Genomic DNA, 1,333 nt, shown 5'->3' with positions numbered 1-1,333 from the left:
TTGTCGCGTGCCGGGTTCAGTAGAGGCTCTGAAGTGACGCGCTGACGGTAGTGGGCGCGGGGCTGTGCCGGTAGTGCTCGTCCTCGAACTCGACCGGGGGGACGAGTCCGATCTCGCCGTGCAGGCGTCGGTGGTTGAACCAGTCGACGTACTCAGCGACCGCGATCTCGAGGTCGTCGATGCTGTTCCACGGCCCCTTGTTGCGAACCAGCTCGGCCTTGAACAACGAGTTGAACGCCTCGGCGAGGGCGTTGTCGTAGCTGTCGCCTGTCGATCCGACCGACGCGACCGCGCCGGCCTCGGCCAACCGCTGGGTGTAGCGCACCGCGAGGTACTGAACGCCCTTGTCCGAGTGCGCAATGACGCCGGTGGTGTCGTGACCGGCGTGCTCGCGGGTCCAGAGCCCCATCTCCAGAGCATCGAGGGCGAGGTCGGTGCGCAGGCTCTTCGACAACTGCCAGCCGACCACGCGGCGGGAGAAGACGTCGATGACGAACGCGGCGTAGACCCAGCCGGCGAAGGTGCGGCAGTAGGTGATGTCCGCGACCCACACCCGGTTCGGTGCTGGCGCCTGGAAGTCACGATCGAGCAGGTCTGGCCTGGTATCGGGGCCGCTTCCGGGGATGGTGGTCCGCGGTCCCTTGGCTCTGCTGATCCCACGCAGCCCGTCGGCGCGCATCAGCCGGTGCACGGTGCACCTGGCGATCCGGTGGCCGCGGCGGTTGAGCTCGGCGTGCATCTTGCGGACCCCGTAGACGCCGTAGTTGTCGGCGTGGACGCCCCGGATCACTGCCAACCGCTGCGCATCGGCGACCGCCCGCGCCGAGGGTGGCCTGTTCTTGGCGGCGTAGTAGCTGCTCGGGGCGATCTGCATGCCCGCCTGGCGCAGGACGGTGCAGATCGGCTCGACCCCGAACCGCTCGCGGTGCTGGTCGATGTAGTCGACCAGCACGCGCGTGGTCACTTCAGCTTGCGGTCGAGCTCCGCCGCGGCGAAAAACGCCGAGGCCGTCTTCAGGATCTCGTTGGCTCGCCGCAGCTCGCGGTTCTCTCGTTCGAGCTCGCGGATCCGCTGAGCCTCGGCGCTGGTCACGCCCGGACGGTGGCCCTCATCGATCTCGGCCTGACTGACCCAGTTGCGCAGCGTCTCGGGATTAATCCCCAGCTGCCCACCCACGCGCTTGAGCGCCCCGGCCCTGGTCGCAGGATCACGCCGCAGATCGACCGCCATCCGGATCGCCCGTTCCCGAAGCTCCTCGGGATACTTCCTCGGTGCTGCCATGACTCTCATCCTTCCGTGGAATGAGAGCCTCCATCAGACCCGGCACGCGACA

At 67.8% G+C, this 1,333-nt stretch carries 1 protein-coding gene and 1 other annotated feature; the gene reads right to left on the bottom strand.

Annotated elements, in window-relative coordinates; all coding sequences use genetic code 11:
• Positions 1–16: 16 nt before the first annotated feature.
• Positions 17–1,290 (bottom strand): IS3 family transposase gene (locus tag ACYU8I_RS18815; RefSeq protein WP_460843866.1). Its coding sequence is split into 2 segments (ribosomal slippage): positions 17–990 and positions 990–1,290, totalling 1,275 coding nucleotides; the frame shifts between segments, so codons are not numbered across the junction.
• Positions 860–1,003: a sequence feature (AL1L pseudoknot), on the bottom strand. Its footprint overlaps the gene before it by 144 nt.
• Positions 1,291–1,333: the final 43 nt, after the last annotated feature.

The organism is Nocardioides marmoraquaticus, assembly GCF_054777915.1.
This window is presented reverse-complemented; position numbering and strand designations above follow the sequence as displayed.